Below are 15,813 nucleotides of genomic sequence, written 5' to 3'. Positions count from 1 at the left end.
CCGTCGGAGGTCCGTCGGAGGTCAAGGCTCAGAGGCCAGAGGTCAGAGGGAGGACAGCGGACGCCAGGGGACGGGGCTGGACAGCACCATCATGCTCGACGGGTGGCCGTACGGAGCGAGCCGGTCGATCATCTCCTCGAAGGCGGTCATCGAGGAGGCGGCCACCCGCAGCAGGCAGCACGCGTCACCGGTCACCCGGTGCACCTCCAGGATCTCCGGCCAGGCCAGCGCCTGCTCGTCGCGGAGCACGCAGCGGGGCCCGTAACAGGACATCCTGATCAGCGCGGCCACCCCGCGCCCGGCCAGCGCCGCGTCCACCCGGGCGTGGTAGCCGGTGATCACCCCGGTCTCCTCCAGCCGCCGTACCCGCTCCGCCACCGCCGGAGCCGACAGGTGCACCCGGCGCGAGAGCTCGCTGTACGACAGCCGCGCGTCGTCCTGCAACTCGGCCAGCAACGCCCAATCCATCGCGTCCACGGTCACGCTCCGTCACGTCGTAACTTGATCCGCTCGATGCCTTCCGTTCCGAAGGCCCAATCCGAGAATCGCCTTTCTTCCATTATTTCCGTACAGACCGATACAGACCACCATGGAGGTGTACAGACGAAGGAGACGTGATGACCGGCATCAAGCAGCTCACGGAGCAGGACCGCAAGGCGCGCGCCGAGGCCAACGAGGGGCTGCCGACGCTGGGTTTCGACGCCGGAACGCCCTACGACGACTACGTGGGCACCGCCGTCCTGCGCGGGCTCCAGCGCACCGTCACCGACGTCCCTGAGGAACTGCCCTTCCTGGTCACCACCCAGGTGATGGAGCTCTACTTCGGGCTGCTCCGCACCGAGTGGCGCCTCGCCCAGCGGCAGCTCGACGAGGACGACGTCACCGCCGCGACCCTGACGATCAGGCGCACCGTACGGCACTTCGAGGCGCTCAACGCCGCCTGGGCCGCGCTGAGCTGGCTCACCCCGGCGCAGTTCAACTCCTTCCGCGACGCCCTCGGCGAGGGCTCCGGCTTCCAGTCGGCCCTCTACCGGCACGTGGAGTTCCTGCTCGGCAACAAGTCCGAGGCGCTCATCCGGCCGCACCGCCGCAACCCCGAGGCGTACGAGGAGCTGGTCGAGGCGCTGCACCGGCCGAGCCTCTACGACTCGGTCCTGGCCTTCCTCGCCCGCGCGGGCCACGCCGTCCCCCGTTCGGTACTCGACCGCGACCTCGCCGCCGAGCACGAGCCCGATCCCGAGGTCGAGGCGGTATGGGTCGAGGTCTACGGTGGCCCGCTCGCCCCGCTGGCCGAGGCGCTGACCGACCTGGCCGAGCAGTTCTCCGAGTGGCGCTACCGGCACCTGATGGCGGTACGCCGCTCGATGGGCGCCAAGCCGGGCTCCGGCGGGTCGAGCGGCCTGAGCTGGCTTGAGCGGAGCATGCGACGGGAGATCTTCCCCGAACTCTGGACGGCCCGGACCCTGATGTGAGATCCCTCCCCGGTGCTCCCCGGAACCAGGGCTGGTGTCCGTACGCCACGGCCGAGGTGACGCCCCTGCCGGTCGGGTGCCGGTGTCTCCGGGCCGTGGGTGACCCGCCCCCGGACGCTCGGGGGTCAGCCGACCTGGCAGGCCGGGCACCAGAAGAGGTTGCGCCCGGCGAGCACCTCCGTGCGGATCTCGGTACCGCACAGGAAGCAGGGCATGCTGGAGCGCCGGTAGACGTAGACCTCGCCGCCGTGGCCGTCGACGCGGGGCGGGCGGCCCATCGCCTCCGGCGTGTGCTCTGGCCTGACCGTGTCGATGTGGCCGACCCGGACGCCGTCGGCCATCAGGAGCACCAGATCCGCCCAGATCGCCTCCCACTGGCCGTGGGTGAGGTCACGGCCGGGCCGTGACGGGTCGACACCCTGGCGGAACAGCGCCTCGGCCCGGTAGATGTTGCCCACCCCCGCGACGACCGACTGGTCCATCAGCAGGACCCCCACGGAGACGCGGCTGCGGCTGATCCGCCGCCAGGCGACCTCGGGATCGGCGTCCGTACGCAGCGGATCGGGCCCGAGCCTGGCGTGCAGCGCCGCCTTCCCCGCCGGGTCGAGCAGCTCGCAGGTGTTGGGGCCGCGCAGGTCGGCGTACTCGCCCGCGTTGCTCAGGCGCAGGCGCACCATCCCCGTCGGCGCGGGCACGGGGACCGGGCCGAAGGCGTACTTGCCGTAGATGCCCAGGTGGATGTGGAGCCACCGCTCGTCGTCGAAGCCCAGCAGCAGGTGCTTGCCGTGGGCGTCGGCCTCGGTGAGCACCCGCCCGTCGATCCGCAGGGCTCCGGCGGCGAACCGCCCCTGGGGGCTCTCCGCGTGCACGACCCGCCCGCCGAACGCCCGCCGATGCTCTCCGGCCAGGCGATGAATGGTGTGTCCTTCTGGCATGGTCTGAAAATCATACGATCCACCCGGCGATGCTCAGGGCACGGCGGACGCCCGTTCCCGCCGGTGCCGGGAGCGGCGCCCGAGCAGGGTGTGGGCCGACGCGGCGAGGACGGCCCCGGCCGCGTACGCCACGAGGTCCGCCGCGCCGAACGTGCTGCCGAGCACCAGCCTGGCCACGACGCTCGCCTCGGAGAGCGCGGCGGGAACGGGGGTCAGCTGGGCCAGCTCGACCGCCCAGCTGAACGCCAGCGCGCCGATCGCGGCCCGCACCGGTGTGACCCGGGGCCACACCAGCACCACCAGCGCGTACACGAGCACGGTGTAGAGGGCGTCGCCCGCGTACTTGCCGAACCAGCCGCCGGTGACCGCGCGGACGGTCAGTCCGGCGGCGACGGTCACGGCCGCGGCGAGCGCGGCGAGCAGGCGGGTGCGAGGGAGGAGGGACACCCGCCCACGATAGCGATCGCGCTGTAGCCTCCTTGGCCTCTGGCGGACATGGAAAAGGGGGGAAGGAAACGTCTGTTCACGTCCCGCATCGCCGATGCGGCCCGGGTCACCGTCCGGCCATTATCGTCAAAACATCATTTTGCGGTTGTTCCCAGGAAATCGCGGAATAGGCCGTCGCCGCCCCTGTTCGAAAGGGCAGGCCGGGGATCTTCCGGAACATTCATCGTGAGGTCGGCGTGTTTGTGTTTTTCGATTCGCGTGTGACCGTGACATGGGGAATTCCGCGTTCCGGGTGTGTCGTCGGCCGCCGCGATCTCCCGGGGCGTTTGGCATCGTCGCTGCTCAGGGCGCATCTCGTGGTTTCGCGACGGATGTCGGCGGCGCCCTTCCGCTGCCAAACAATCGGTTATACCGTGGCCCCAGCGGCCAAGGAGGTGTGTCATGTCCGATGCCCGCGAGATCAAAGACATGCTGTTCGACGCGCTCAACGAGCATGACATAAACAAAATAATGGACTGCTACCGGGAGGACGCCGTCCTGGTCACGCCGGTGGGCATAGCCGAAGGCCACGAGCAGATTCTCTGGTACTACCAGCACTTCCTGGCCGGTTTCCCCGACATACACCTCAACGCCTGGCACAAGGTGTTCTGCGACGACCCCGCCGTCACCGAGTGGACGGTCATGGCCACTCACACCGGGCCCTTCCTCCTGCCCGACGGTCACGTGGCGGAGGGGACCGGCCGCAAGATCATCGTCCGGGGCTGCAGCGCGTGCTCGCTCGAGGGCGACAGGATCGCCACCCACCGGAGCTACTACGACCAGCTGGAGCTGTACAGCCAGCTGGGCTTCTCCCTCCTGACCGCGCCGGTGTGACCCCTACCGGCCTTTTAAGGGTCCGGTCCCAAAAGGGCCTCAGGGCAGCCGCCACACCGCCGGGAGGCCCTTGCCCGCGCCCTCCCCGGAATAGTCGTGCACGACCTCCAGCAGCTCGGCCATCCGGGCCTGCCAGGTGATGTTCACCGGCAGGTCCGCCAGCGACGACAGCAGCGCCTCGTAGTCGTCGCACTCGATCACGTGGAACAGGTCCTGGCCGCTGCGCCAGATCGTCCACTCGTGCGCGCCGCCCCTCCTGATGGCCTCGGTCAGCTCGGCGGGCACCTCCCGGTGCGCCTGGTCGTACTCGGACTCCCTGCCCGGCTTGACCCGGGTGTGCAACGCGACGCGCATGCCGTACCTCCACGAAGTTGTAGACCGTTATAGCAGTGGTCCGACGTATGCGGGTCAGGGGAGGGCGGGCAGGCGGCGGTCGTACAGCCAGCCTGCGATCAGTTTGTCCAGTGGCTGCGTCGTGCGGCCCGAGGCCAGCGCGGTGAAGGCGCCGGTGGTGACGGTCCCGTGGCGGTGTCCGGCAGTCCACTCCCTGAGCAGCGCGAAGAAGGGCTCGTCGCCCATGGTGCGCCGGAGCGCGTGCAGGGTGAGCGCGCCGCGCTTGTAGACGCGGTCGTCGAACAGCCGCCGGGGGCCCGGGTCGGCCAGCACGAAGTCCTGGGGGAGCGTGGAGAGGCGCCGGTGCCAGCGCTGCGCGTGGTCATCGGATGACAGGCCGCCGGAGCTCTCCGACCAGACCCACTCCGCGTACGAGGCGAACCCCTCGTGCAGCCAGATGTCACGCCAGTCGGCCACCGTCAGGCTGTTGCCGAACCACTGGTGGGCCAGCTCGTGGGCGACCAGCCGCTCCTCGCCCCGCCTGCCGTCCACGTGGTTCGCCCCGAAGATCGACATGCCCTGTGCCTCGACCGGGATCTCCAGCTCGTCGTCCACGACCACCGCGGTGTAGGAGCCGAACGGGTAGGGGCCGAACCGCTCGCGGAAGACCTCCATCATCCGGTCCTGGCGCTCGAAGTCGTGGCGCACCCGCGAGGCGTACCTGACGGGGAAGATCAGCCGCATCCCCGGGGCCGGTTCGGTCTGCTGGTAGCGGCCGATCTGCACGCTCGCCAGGTAGGAGGCCATCGGCTCGGCCTGCTCGTACACCCACGTGGTCGTCGAGGCCGCCCGCCGCTTCGAGACCAGCTCCCCGTTGGCGACCACGTGGTACGCGGAGGCGGTGGTGACCGAGATCCGGTAGGTGGCCTTGTCGTCGGGCCGGTCGTTGCACGGGAACCACGAGGGCGCCCCGATCGGCTGGCTGGCCACGATGACGCCGTCGGTGAGCTGCTCCCAGCCGAGCCCGCCCCAGTGGCTGTTCACCGGCTGGGGGGTGCCCGCGTAGCGGATCTCGACGGTGAACAGGCCGGGGCGCAGCCCGGCGGGCGACAGGTGGAGCTTGCCCCCGCGGTGGGTGAAGCGGACCGGGGCGCCGTCGACCAGCACGCCGCCCACCCGCAGGGCGCCGAGGTCGAAGGCGATCCGGGTGAGCCGCCGCAGCGCCACCGCGGAGATCCGGGCCACCCCGCCCAGGCGGTTGGGGCCCACCCGGTAGTCGAGGGTCAGGTCGTAGTGCTCCACCCGGTAGCCGTCGTCGCCGTGCATGGGGAAATACAGCTGAGGGATGGAGGTCGTGCTCAGAGCCACACCGGCTTCCTCTGTTCTTCGTGCCTATCTTCGCCGGGCCCACGCCGCGATCGGGTTGCCGAACCAGCGGGTCCCGGCGGGCACGGACTCGCCGCGCATCACCAGGGACGCCGGTCCGACCGTGGTGTTCTCCCCGATCGTCGCCGCGGGCAGGACCACCCCGTGGGGTCCGAGTGTGGATCCGTCCCGCATGACGACAGTATCGATGCTCATCACGCGGTCGTGGAACAGGTGTGTCTGCAACACGCAGCCCCGGTTCACCGACACCCCGTCCCCCAGGCTGACCAGGTCGACCTCGGGCAGCCAGTAGGTCTCGCACCACACGCCCCTGCCCACCCGCGCCCCCAGGGAACGCAGCCACAGGTTCAGCGGCGCCGTCCCCAGCCAGCGCTGGGCGAACCAGGGCGCGGCCAGCACCTCCACGAAGGTGTCGGCCAGTTCGTTGCGCCACACGAACGAGCTCCACAGGGGCCGGTCGCCCACCGAGATCCGGCCCACCAGGGCCCACTTGGCCACGGTCGCCGTCGCCGCGGCGAGCACCCCGCCGCCCAGCACCGCCACGCCCGACAGGGCCGCCGCCACCGCGAAGCCGTACGCCCCCGCCAGCCACTCCACGGCCGCCACGACGAGCACGGCCACCGCGACCGTGCACATCACCGGCACCACGCGGCACACCTCGACCGCGGCGCGGGCGAACCTCAGCCTCGGCGGCGGGTCGTAGGTGCGGCTCCGGTCGCCCTCCTCGGCGGCCCTGCGCAGCTCCACCGGGGGCATCCCCAGGTACGACGAGCCCGCCTTGGCCTTCTTCGGCGCCGCCGACAGCACCGCGACCAGCCCGTCCTTGGGCACCTTGCGCCCCGGCGCGGTCATTCCCGAGTTGCCGAGGAACGCGCGCTTGCCGATCCGCACGTGATCGACCCGCAGCCGCCCGCCCTCCAGCTCGTACGGGGCGACCATCGTGTCGTCGGCGAGGAAGGCGCCGTCGCCGACCGAGGTCATCGACGGCAGCGCCAGCACCGTCGACAGCTCCACGTCCCGGCCGACCTTCATGCCCAGGGCGCGCAGCCAGGCGGGGGTGACCATGCTCGCGTACAGCGGGAACAGCCAGACCCGCGCCATCGACATCAGCAGGCCCGTCGCCCACGCCTGCCAGGCCTGACGGCTGTGCACCGGGTGCTGCCCGGCGTGCAGCCCGGCCGAGAGCAGCCGTACCGAGAGCACGGTCAGCAGGGCGAGGGTGGCCACCGAGGCGAGGGTGGCCAGGGGCACCCCGTACAGGACGGAGGTCAGGGAGGGGGCGCCGTCGCGCAGCAGGACGGCGAGGCCCGGCAGCGCGGCGATCACCGGGAAGGCGCTCAGGACCAGCGCGGACAGCCCGTAGGCCGTCGCCCAGTGCCACGAGCGCGGCGGGCGGTCGGCGGCCGGGGGTCTGGCCTTGCCCATCCGGCTCGCGGGCACGCCCGCCCAGCGCTCCCCGGACGGCACCGAGCCCGCCACCGCCGAACCGGGTGCCACCTGGGCGTTCTTGCCGATCTTCGTGCCGGGGAACAGGGTCGTGCGGGCGCCGACCGTGGCGGAGGCGCCGATCTTGATCTCGCCGACGTGCACCTGGTCGCCGTCGATCCAGTAGCCGTTCAGGTCGACCTCGGGCTCGACGGCCGCGTACCTGCCCAGCTTGAGCATCCCGGTGATCGGCGGCATCGAGTGCAGGTCCGCGTCGTCGCCGACCTGGGCGCCGAGTGCCCGCGCGTAGTGGGTGAGCCACGGCGCGGTCGACACCTCGCCCACGCCGAGCCGTTCGGAGAGCTGCTCGGCGAACCACAGCCGCAGGTGCGTGCCGCCGCCCCTGGGGTACGTGCCCGGTCTCAGGTCGCGCAGCAGCAGCCGGGCGCCGCCCGCGGCGAGCGCGATCCGCCCCGCGGGGCTGACGAACAGCAGCGCGCCCGCGAGCACCCACCACCACGAGACGACCGGCGCCCCGGGCAGGCCCACCAGGTTGTTCAGCGCGGCCAGCGCCACCACCCAGCGCAGCGCGCCGACGCTGAGCAGCGGCACGGTGAGCGCCGCCTGCGCGATCGCGGAGCGGCGCGGCATCGGCGTGACGATCCGGTCGGTGGTCACGATCTCCGGCGCGTCGAGCGCCGACAGGTGCCTGCCGAGCTGGGGCAGCGTCGGGTTGTCGTAGACGTCGCCGACGGTGACCGCCGGGTAGCGGGTCCGCAGTGCCGAGACCAGCCGCGCCGCCGCGAGGCTGGTGCCGCCCTCGGCGAAGAAGTCGCCCTCGACGCCGCCCAGGATGTCCAGCCAGCACTCGGCCACCCACGGGTCGACGTCCGGTATCCCGGCGTCGGGCGTCGTGGACTCCTTGGGGAGCGGCCAGGGCAGGGCGTCCCTGTCGATCTTCCCGGAGGTGCGCGTCGGAAGCTCGTCCACCAGGGCGATCCTGGGGATCAGCGCGGCGGGCAGGGAGTGGCGGAGGCGGTCCCTGGCGTCCTCGCGGTCGAACCCCTCGCCGGGCACGACGTAGCCGACGAGCAGCTGGTGCCCGCCGCCGGTCGTGCGGACCGCCGAGGCGGCCCCGGCGACCCCGGGCAGCGCCTGCAGCGCCGCGTCCACCTCGCCCAGCTCGATCCTGCGCCCGCCGAGCTTGATCTGCTCGTCGGCCCGCCCGACGAAGATCAGTCCCTCGGGCTCCGCCCGTACCAGGTCACCGCTGCGGTAGGCGCGCTCCCAGCCGAGCGACGCGAGCGGCGCGTACTTCTCGGCGTCCTTGGCCGGGTCCAGGTATCTGGCGAGCCCGACCCCGCCGATGACCAGCTCGCCGGTCTCGCCCATCGCCACCGGCTCGCCGTCCTTGCCGACGACGGCCAGGTCCCAGCCCGCCAGCGGCAGCCCGATCCGCACCGGGCCCTCCCCGGTCAGCGGCGCCGCGCACGCCACCACCGTCGCCTCGGTCGGGCCGTAGGTGTTCCACACCTCGCGCCCCGGTACGGCCAGCCGCTCGGCCAGCTCCGGCGGGCACGCCTCACCGCCGAAGATCAGCAGCCGTACGTCGTCGAGGGTCTCCACCGGCCAGAGCGCCGCCAGGGTCGGTACGGTCGACACGACCGTGATGCCCATGTCCAGCAGCCACGGCCCCAGGTCCATGCCGGTGCGCACCAGCGCGCGGGGGGCCGCCACCAGGCAGCCGCCGTACCGCCAGGCCAGCCACATCTCCTCGCAGGAGGCGTCGAACGCCACCGAGAGCCCCGCCAGCACCCGGTCACCGGGCCCGATGGGCTCCCCGGTGAGGAACAGCCGTGCCTCGGCGTCCACGAACGCCGCCGCGTTGCGGTGGGTCACCGCCACGCCCTTGGGCTTGCCGGTGGACCCGGAGGTGAAGATGATCCACGCGTCGTCCTCCGGCCCCGGACGGCCGCTGCCCCGGCTCCGGTCCCGCTCCCTGTCGCGGACCGTGGCCGTCTCCCTGTCGCGGGCGACTGGCAGGGGTGTGGAGTACCGGACGATGTGCGGGCCGATGCCGTGCAGCTCCGCCGCGTAGTCGAGTTCCGACCCGCCGGTGTGCCGGGGCTCCGGGGCGAGAGGCCCGTTGCCGGGGCGGTCGCCGGAGTGGTGAATCTCACATTCGGGGTCGGGGGCGCCGTCCTGCCCGCCGGAACGCTCGCCGTGGCCGGTCCCGCGCGCCGCACCGGCGCCGGGCGAGGGGGTGCCCAGGCGCTCGTACGGGTCGCCGTAGGGGGCGATCTTCCCGCCGTCGCCGATGACGGCGCGGACCCGGGCCTCGCCGAAGACCAGGTCAGCCCGCTCCTCGGGGTCGTCGGCGTCCACCGGGACGTAGGCGGCCCCGGCGGTGAGGACGGCGACGATCGCGACGTACAGGCCGACGGTGCCCGAGGGGATCCGCACCCCGACCCGGTCGCCGCGCCCGACTCCGGCCGCCCGTAGCTCCAGGGCCATCCGGCCCGCCTCGGTCCGGAGTTCGGTGTAGTCGAGACGGGTCCGCCCGTCGTCCAAGGCGAGCGCGTGAGGATGACGTCGCGTGGTCTGGTCGAGGATGTCCAGCAACGTCCTGGCCTGCGGCGCGGTCCCTCCGGGCAGGAGTGCTCGCGACGGCATGCCGGTGCCTGCTGGTAACGGAATCACTGTCTTCCCCCATGTGTACGACGCCCCTGTGGGCCCGGGACAGCCTACGTGCACGGGGTTAATGCGTTTCGTCCGTGCGGCCTTACCCCGTATAAATCTTCCCTTTCAGGCATCTTTCACCCAGGTTGCCATGGCGGCCTTCCGGTCGTTGACGCCCCTTCGTCCTGAGCCTAAACTCAACGCACAATGAATTAACCGCCGCAGGCGACGGTCGTACGCCTCCGGAGGCAGCGACACAGGAGCGTGACGCGATGCGCAGAACCCCCGCCGCCGTCGGGACCGCGATCTTCTTCGCGCTGGCACCGGGCACCGTCGCCGGGCTCCTGCCCTGGTGGATCACCCGCTGGGAGGCGGGGGACCTCCTGCTCGCGGCGCCGCCCTGGGTCGCGGTGTCACTGCGTCTCGTCGGCGCGGTACTCGTCCTCGCCGGGGCCACGGTGCTGGTCAGGGCGTTCGTCAGGTTCGTCGTGGAGGGCCTCGGCACCCCCGCCCCGATCGCGCCCACCGAGCACTTGGTCGTCGGCGGGCTGTACGCGCACGTCCGCAACCCGATGTACGTGGCGGTCTTCGCGATCATCGGCGGGCAGGCGCTGCTCCTGGGCCGCCCCGTCCTGCTGCTGTACGCCGCCGCCACGGCCGTGCCGGTCGTCGCGTTCGTCCGCTGGTACGAGGAACCGACCCTGCGCCGCGCGTTCGGCGCCGACTACGAGAGATACCGCGCGGCGGTGCCCGGCTGGTGGCCCCGCTCACGCGGCTACGAACCCTGATCGATCGCCGCGCCCTTGATTCGGTCACCGTGTCCTTGATCGGTCACCGTGTCCCCGGTTGATCGCCGTTCGCGCGATTCAGCCGGTCATGAAGCTCAGCCGGTCATGAAGCTCAGCCGGTCATGAAGCTCAGCCGGTCACGACGCTCAGCCGGTCACGACGCTCAGCGCCGCGACGAGATAGAGACCGCCCGCGGAGGAGACCACGACCCCGGCGGCGGCCGGAGCCCAGGCCAGCGCGGTGGAGGCCCGTGACCACCCGCGGGTTCCCCGGGTCAGCAGCGCGTATCCCCGGATCGTCACGACGCCCACGCCGGTCAGGGTGAGGGCCATCCCCAGGCCGAAGGCGGCGACGAGCACGACGGCGTCGAAGGCCCGGCCGGTGAGCAGCCCGCTCATCAGGACGACGAAGGCCGACGGCGAGGGCAGCAACCCGCCGGAGAGGGCGAGCGCGAGGAGGCCCCGGCGCGACCAGGGGTCCGTCCCGTCCTCGGCCGGATGCCCGTGGCCGTGCCCGTGGCCGTGGCCATGTCCGTGGCCGTGGTGGGTTCTCAGCCGGTTCCGGTCCCGCAGGTGGCGGTAGGTGAGATGCGCGCCGACGCCGATCGTGACCAGCCCGGCCGCGACCTGCATCCAGGCGGTGACGTTCTTCGTGCCGAAACTCGCGGCGCCGCTCAGTCCCACCCAGGCGAACGCCAGCACCAACACCGAGAAGGTGTGCATCAGCGCCACGATGACCCCCAGGCGCAGCGCGTCGCGGTAGCCGCCCCGGGTGCCGACCAGATAGGCCGCCGTGACGCTCTTGCCGTGGCCGGGGGCGACCGCGTGCAGGGCTCCGGCGACGAGCGCGACGGCGAGGATCGCCCAGAAGACGCCCCTGTCGTCGAAGAGCGAGACGAACCGGCCCTCGAAGCCGCCGAACTCCGTCACGACCGCCCGTCCGTCCCGCGCCGCCTCCACAACGCGGTGAGCACACCCGCTCCGGCCAGCAGTACGGCGGCCCAGACGACGACGGCCGTCGTCCCCGAGGGCAGGCCGCTCCCGCCCGTGTCGGAGAAGGTCAGGCGCCGGGTGCTCTCGGCCCCGGTGAGAAGCGTCCGCCCGGGAGTCGCGGGAGTCTCGGCGACGAGCATCGTCCGGTACGCCTTGTTGAGGTCGGTCAGGGCGGCGACGGTGACGTCCAGCTGCGTGACCGGGCTCCGGCAGTCGAAGACGAACCGGGCGCCGTCGGTGACCAGGGCCCGGAGCTCCTCCAACCGGCTCTCACACCGCCGCCCGCCCTGGGCGACCGTGATCCGGTCCAGCAGGTAGTCACGCAGGGCCGATGACCGCTCCAGTTTCTGCTCGCCGGTCAGCTCCGTCGACACGGTGCCGGTGGCCGGGTCCTCGAACGCCCCGATCGACTGGCCGAGGGCGACCCAGTCGTCCTCGGCCGCGAACCACGAGATGGTCACGCGCGAGCCGTCGGCCTCGATCCGCGCGGTGGACGGCGGCCCGAAGGGGTGAGCGGCGGCCGGTGTGGCCCAGCCGCCCAGGACGCAGACGAGCAGCACGCCCGCCAGCACGCGGGTGTGGATTCTCAACGGATCTCCTGTTCGCACGACTCGGGCGCGGTGCCCGGCACCTCCGGGAGCGGGACCGCCGTGATGACGGTCCCGCTCCCGGAGAGGTCACTACCGGGTGACCGTGATGACCGGGCTGGTGATCTTCTGGTTGGCGCTGGACAGGTACACCACGTAGGTGTCGCCCCGCCTCGCCTTGCTCGGCAGCCTGAAGGCGTAGGTCAGGCGGCCCAGCTCGTCGGCGTTCCGGACGCCGATCGACTCGTCCCTGTCGTGCCCGTGTCCCCTGTCGCGGTCACTCGCCTTCCGCAGGTAGACGGACACCCGCTCGCCCGGGTCGTAGCCGTACGCGGAGATCTTGAGCTCGCCGCGCGTCCCGACGGTGGTCCTGTCGACGGTGACCTGCTCGCCGACGGTGTTCTCCGGGGTGCGGACCTCGTTGACCGTGCGCTCGCCCGCCCGGTTCTTGCGGATGACGAAGCCGTCGTGGTGCTCGCCGTTGGCGTAGCGGGCCTCGAACGTGATGCGGTCGGCCTCGACGTCGATCAGCTGGTAGAGCTGGGTGTTCTCGCTCTTGCTGACGACCTCGGCGCCGTTGCCGGTCCAGTTCTCGCCGTTGTTGAGGGCGTACATCTTGCCGCCGGAGACCGACACGACGTAGGCGACGCCGTTGTTGACCGTGACCGACTTGCGGGCGGTCGCCACGTTGCCCCGGCCGTAGGAGTGGTCGTGGCCCTGAAGGACCAGGTCCACGCCGTACTTCTCGAACAGCGGACCCCACTGGTCACGTACGGCGGGGTTGTTGCGGGTCCCGGTGGTGGAGTAGACGGGGTGGTGGAAGGTCACCACCGTCCACCTGTTCGGGTTGTCCTTGAGCAGGCCCTCCAGCCAGGTGGCCTGCGCGGCCATCAGGGCCGGGGTGCCCTGCACGTTGGAGTCCAGGCCGATGAAGCGTACGCCCTGGTAGTCGACGGTGTAGGCGGTCTGCTTCAGCTCGGGGTTGCCCGGACCGTTGTCCGGATAGGGGAACTGCGGCCGCCAGAAGGCGGACAGCCCGCCGCTGTACTCGTGGTTGCCGGGGATCGAGATGTTGTTGACCTGGCTGTCGATGAAGCCCGCGGCCTTGTACCACTGGCCCCACTGCTCCTCGCTGTTCGCGGAGTCGATGAGGTCACCGGCGTTGACGATCACCTTCGCCTGCGGGCGGTCGGCGAACGCCTGGCGGAAGACGCGCGGCACCGCCGAGTCGATGTAGTTCTGCGCGTCGCCGTAGTAGATGAACGAGAACGGCTGGAGACCGGCCGCCGCGGTGGTGAAGTCGCTCCACTCGGCCCAGTTGGTGCCGTCGCCGACCCGGTAGGTGTACCGGGTGTTCGGCTTCAGGCCGGTGAACTCCACCGTGTGGTAGATGGAGGCGTACCCGAGGGTGGTGTTGACCGGGGTGGTGCTGGCCGCCCTGACGTTGACGACCGCGCCCGCGGCCGGTACGACCGCGCCGAGCGCGCGCGGGGCCTCCAGGATCTCCGCCTGCGCCGACTCGGCGTCGGCCACGGCCCGCCAGGTGACCTTCTGGCTGGTCGACGGGGTGGTGGTCGGGGTCAGGATGACCCGGTCGGGCATGGGGGAGGGCTTGTGGATGTCGGCGGCGGGATATTTCGGCGGCGCGGCGGCGCCGAACGCCACCGGGCCGAACGCCAGGCCGCCGAGGAGCAGCACGCCCGCGCCCGCCGCGGTCAGTTTCGTTCGCCGAGATCCGGTGGGCCGGGGCATATTGACTTCGCCCATCTTGAGCTCTTTTCCGGGGAGGAGTCGCCGTCCACCGAGGGAGTGCGGTGGACGTCCGTATTGATCCAGAAAAGATCATCAAATGCCTATATTGAGTATTGCGCCCGGATGAACATGTCCCCCTGGGAACCCGTGGCCCCGGCCGTACCGCCGATGTCGCCGGACGTCCGCGCGCCCGCCACCCCCCGTTGCCCGCGCGTTCCGCGGGCCGCGCCTATGGTGTGGCCGACCAGCCGTCGAACCGGCCGTCGAACAGCGGAGTCGCTCCCCGGGTGAAGAGCCGCTTCCCGAGGAACAGGATGTCCCGTTGACCGCCACCCGCCAGGCCGGTACCGGGCGGCCCGCCCGCCGCTGGATCCTGCTTCTCGGCCTCGTGGCGCTCGGGACGCTGTTCCCGCCGCCGACCACGACGGGGCCGCCGGGGACGACCGGGCCGACGGTCAAGGACGAGACCTTCGTCACCGCGCGGACGAGCGGGATCCTGCACATCGAGGCGGGGGAGTGCTTCACCGACCCGGCCTACTCCGGGGAGGCGGCCGAGGTCGTCGTGCTGTACACGCCCTGCCACGAGCGGGCGGCCAACCAGGCGTACGGCTTCGTGCACGCTCCCGAGGGCGGGTGGGATCCGGTCGCGCTGAGCGCGTTCGCGTGGCGGAGCTGCCGACGGGGGTTCGACACCTACTGGAGCGGCGAGTCGGCCTCGGAACTGGACTTCTACCCGGTCCTGCCGACCCGGGAGACCTGGGCGGGCGGCGACCGCGACGTCATGTGCGTGGTCTACAGTCCCGGCGGCCCGATGGACGGCTCCGCGCTCCCCGCGGCGAGCTGAACCCCGTTCACACCGGAGCGGGGGCCGGGGCCGGGGCTGGAACCGGGGCCGGTCCCGCGTGCCGTGTCGCCACCGGAGGTCGGACACCGTACGGGGGAGTGCCCGGGGGTTTGTGACGTGCTCAGAGGCCGTACGAGGGAGTGCCCGTGGTTCGTGGCGTGCTCAGAGGCCGTACGAGGAAGTGACCGTGCTCAGAGGCCGGACGGCAGCCATCCCCTGGCGGCCGCGAGGTATCCGGCCTGGAACCGGCTGCGCGCGTCGAGCCGTTCCATCAGCTCGGCGGTGACCCGCCGCAGGGTGCGTACCGAGACGTCGAGCCTGCGGGCCACCGCCTCGTCGGTCAGCCCCGTCGAGAGCAGGCGGAGCACCTCGCGTTCCTGGCCGCTGAGGCCCTTCTCGTCGCGGCTGCGCTCCTCGCCGAGGGGACTGGAGGCACCCCAGGTCTGCTCGAACAGGGCGGTCAGGGCGGTGACGACGCCCGCCCCGCGCAACAGGACCGCTCCAACGCTGGTGTCCGCGGGGTCCGTCGGCAGCAGGGCCACCCGCCGGTCGAAGATGAGCATGCGGAGCGGGAGGCCGGGGGTGGTACGGACCCGGCCGCCGTTCCCGGTGAGCCAGGTCGCGTATCCGGTGGTCGCCTGGTCGTTGCGGACGCTGTCGGGGTAGATGATGCGGATCGCCACGCCGCGGTCGAGCAGGGCCTCGTCCAGCGGGCGGCTCGCCATGATGTTCTCCGGGGTCTGGGCGCTCTTGGGCTCGAACCCGAGCAGCTCCTGCCGGCACTCGGTGACCAGCTCCTCGATCCTGTTGCGGATCGTGTCGATGCCGACGAGCGCCTCGGAGTCGTCGCTTGAGCGCGCCGGGTTCTGGTCGCCGTAGACCGCGATCATCTGGGCGATGGCCGTCCGGCTCCGCTCGATCTCCTGCTGCTTGGCGAGCAGCGCGGCCTCCTCCCTGGCCAGCAGCGCGGACAGCCCCACCTCCGGGCGGACCAGGCGCAGCACGTCCGGCTCCTCCCACGAGGGGCGCAGGAGCGACAGCTTGGCCAGCTCGTCCAGGGTGGCGCGGATCCGGTGGACCGGCCATCCCAGCTCCAGGCTCAGCTCGGTCACCCCGTAGGAGGGGTTCTCCAGGATGGTGCGGTAGACGGTTTCCTCGGCGGACCCGATGCCAAGCAGCATGAGCACGACCCCTTCACGGTTCGAGCATGACCGAGACGCGATCCGAATGGGCGGGGCCCACGACGATCGCATTCTGAAAGTAGCCCGGCGCAGTGACGACCGGGTTATGCGATTGCCCG

The 15,813-nt window shown here is 71.7% G+C and carries 14 protein-coding genes; 4 read left to right on the top strand and 10 right to left on the bottom strand.

All coding sequences use genetic code 11. From position 1 onward, the window contains the following. Nucleotides 1–42: 42 nt before the first annotated feature. Nucleotides 43–468, bottom strand: coding sequence for an Lrp/AsnC family transcriptional regulator (locus ACW9TB_RS13735; protein WP_362506312.1), 426 nt, complete (start codon nucleotides 466–468; stop codon nucleotides 43–45). Nucleotides 469–617: 149 nt separating this feature from the next. On the opposite strand from ACW9TB_RS13735, the gene ACW9TB_RS13730 reads away from it, so the two are divergent. Next, nucleotides 618–1,472 carry a tryptophan 2,3-dioxygenase gene (locus tag ACW9TB_RS13730; protein WP_472748376.1) on the top strand — a complete coding sequence of 285 codons (855 nt, stop codon included), beginning with the start codon at nucleotides 618–620 and terminating at the stop codon, nucleotides 1,470–1,472. A 125-nt stretch (nucleotides 1,473–1,597) separates the two neighbouring features. On the opposite strand, the gene ACW9TB_RS13725 is transcribed toward ACW9TB_RS13730, so the two are convergent. Together ACW9TB_RS13725 and ACW9TB_RS13720 are read right to left on the bottom strand one after the other, a co-directional pair. Beyond that, the gene (locus ACW9TB_RS13725; RefSeq protein WP_472748375.1) at nucleotides 1,598–2,407 is read right to left on the bottom strand and encodes an Fpg/Nei family DNA glycosylase; all 810 of its coding nucleotides are present in this window, start codon (nucleotides 2,405–2,407) and stop codon (nucleotides 1,598–1,600) included. A gap of 33 nt (nucleotides 2,408–2,440) precedes the next feature. After that, nucleotides 2,441–2,854 (bottom strand): ribosomal maturation YjgA family protein, encoded by a 414-nt coding sequence (locus ACW9TB_RS13720; protein ID WP_472748374.1) that lies wholly within the window; start codon nucleotides 2,852–2,854, stop codon nucleotides 2,441–2,443. Between the two features lie 441 nt (nucleotides 2,855–3,295). Here ACW9TB_RS13720 and ACW9TB_RS13715 point away from each other — a divergent pair, with 441 nt between their 5' ends. Beyond that, nucleotides 3,296–3,727: an ester cyclase gene (locus tag ACW9TB_RS13715; protein ID WP_472748373.1), complete on the top strand. Its 432-nt coding sequence runs from the start codon at nucleotides 3,296–3,298 to the stop codon at nucleotides 3,725–3,727. 39 nt (nucleotides 3,728–3,766) lie between these two features. Here the strand turns inward: ACW9TB_RS13715 and ACW9TB_RS13710 are convergent, their stop codons facing one another. Genes ACW9TB_RS13710 through ACW9TB_RS13700 form a run of 3 tightly spaced genes read right to left on the bottom strand, consistent with a single transcriptional unit; the run spans nucleotide 3,767 to nucleotide 9,544 of the window. Further along, nucleotides 3,767–4,081 (bottom strand): L-rhamnose mutarotase, encoded by a 315-nt coding sequence (locus tag ACW9TB_RS13710; RefSeq protein ID WP_472748372.1) that lies wholly within the window; start codon nucleotides 4,079–4,081, stop codon nucleotides 3,767–3,769. A 54-nt stretch (nucleotides 4,082–4,135) separates the two neighbouring features. Next, nucleotides 4,136–5,428 carry a M1 family metallopeptidase gene (locus ACW9TB_RS13705; RefSeq protein ID WP_472748371.1) on the bottom strand — a complete coding sequence of 431 codons (1,293 nt, stop codon included), beginning with the start codon at nucleotides 5,426–5,428 and terminating at the stop codon, nucleotides 4,136–4,138. Nucleotides 5,429–5,452: 24 nt separating this feature from the next. Further along, on the bottom strand, nucleotides 5,453–9,544 hold the full coding sequence (locus ACW9TB_RS13700; RefSeq protein WP_472748370.1) for a Pls/PosA family non-ribosomal peptide synthetase: 4,092 nt from the start codon (nucleotides 9,542–9,544) through the stop codon (nucleotides 5,453–5,455). Between the two features lie 278 nt (nucleotides 9,545–9,822). Here ACW9TB_RS13700 and ACW9TB_RS13695 point away from each other — a divergent pair, with 278 nt between their 5' ends. Then, nucleotides 9,823–10,338: a methyltransferase family protein gene (locus ACW9TB_RS13695; protein WP_472748369.1), complete on the top strand. Its 516-nt coding sequence runs from the start codon at nucleotides 9,823–9,825 to the stop codon at nucleotides 10,336–10,338. Between the two features lie 146 nt (nucleotides 10,339–10,484). Here the strand turns inward: ACW9TB_RS13695 and ACW9TB_RS13690 are convergent, their stop codons facing one another. The 3 genes from ACW9TB_RS13690 to ACW9TB_RS13680 all read right to left on the bottom strand — a co-directional run bounded on the left by ACW9TB_RS13690 (nucleotide 10,485) and on the right by ACW9TB_RS13680 (nucleotide 13,684). Beyond that, entirely contained in the window at nucleotides 10,485–11,267 is a 783-nt protein-coding gene (locus ACW9TB_RS13690) for a nickel/cobalt transporter (protein ID WP_472748368.1), read from the bottom strand. Further along, the gene (locus ACW9TB_RS13685; protein ID WP_472748367.1) at nucleotides 11,264–11,920 is read right to left on the bottom strand and encodes a hypothetical protein; all 657 of its coding nucleotides are present in this window, start codon (nucleotides 11,918–11,920) and stop codon (nucleotides 11,264–11,266) included. Before ACW9TB_RS13685 ends, ACW9TB_RS13690 begins: the two co-directional genes overlap by 4 nt. 90 nt (nucleotides 11,921–12,010) lie before the next feature. Beyond that, nucleotides 12,011–13,684, bottom strand: a complete 1,674-nt coding sequence (locus tag ACW9TB_RS13680; RefSeq protein WP_472748366.1) for a purple acid phosphatase family protein — start codon at nucleotides 13,682–13,684, stop codon at nucleotides 12,011–12,013. Nucleotides 13,685–13,991: 307 nt separating this feature from the next. Here ACW9TB_RS13680 and ACW9TB_RS13675 point away from each other — a divergent pair, with 307 nt between their 5' ends. Next, nucleotides 13,992–14,513, top strand: a complete 522-nt coding sequence (locus ACW9TB_RS13675) for a hypothetical protein (protein ID WP_472748365.1) — start codon at nucleotides 13,992–13,994, stop codon at nucleotides 14,511–14,513. 191 nt (nucleotides 14,514–14,704) lie between these two features. Here ACW9TB_RS13675 and ACW9TB_RS13670 read toward each other — a convergent pair whose 3' ends face one another. Further along, nucleotides 14,705–15,694 (bottom strand): LuxR C-terminal-related transcriptional regulator, encoded by a 990-nt coding sequence (locus ACW9TB_RS13670; RefSeq protein ID WP_472748364.1) that lies wholly within the window; start codon nucleotides 15,692–15,694, stop codon nucleotides 14,705–14,707. Nucleotides 15,695–15,813: the final 119 nt, after the last annotated feature.

It is taken from the genome of Streptosporangium sp. H13245 (assembly GCF_055690525.1).
This window is presented reverse-complemented; position numbering and strand designations above follow the sequence as displayed.